Consider the following 413-nt stretch of genomic DNA (forward strand, 5'->3'; position numbering starts at 1 on the left):
GGGGTATCCGGTATTACCCGTCCTTTCGGGCGGCTATCCCGGGGGAGGGGGCAGGTTCTCCACGTGTTACTCAGCCGTTCGCCACTCGCTTCCACCCGGAGGTGGGTGCCGTTCGACTTGCATGTGTTAGGCGCGCCGCCAGCGTTCATCCTGAGCCAGGATCGAACTCTCCGTCCAAAATGTATGGGCTTCGAGCCCGTCCGGTCCTCTCAGTCCATCGCTGATCGGTTCCGTTCGATTCATATGGTTTTAGTATAGGAAAAGGAATTTCTCGGGGCCGCCTCTCGGCGGCCTTGCGAAAAACAAATCCAAGTTAGACCATTTCAAATGGTTCGATGTCTGCCCGGATGCGACACTGAATGTGTCCATCCTCGCAGTATCCGGTTCTCAAGGTGCACGCCTGGCGGCTGATC

Annotated in this window: 1 rRNA gene (running past one end of the window); it reads right to left on the reverse strand. The window is 57.4% G+C overall.

The window, feature by feature from the left end:
- A 16S ribosomal RNA gene (locus DWZ15_RS09245) occupies positions 1-177 on the reverse strand; it reaches 1392 nt to the left of the window's first position.
- Positions 178-413 lie beyond the last annotated feature (236 nt).

It is taken from the genome of Collinsella sp. AF29-7AC (assembly GCF_003475665.1).
GTDB lineage: Bacteria > Actinomycetota > Coriobacteriia > Coriobacteriales > Coriobacteriaceae > Collinsella.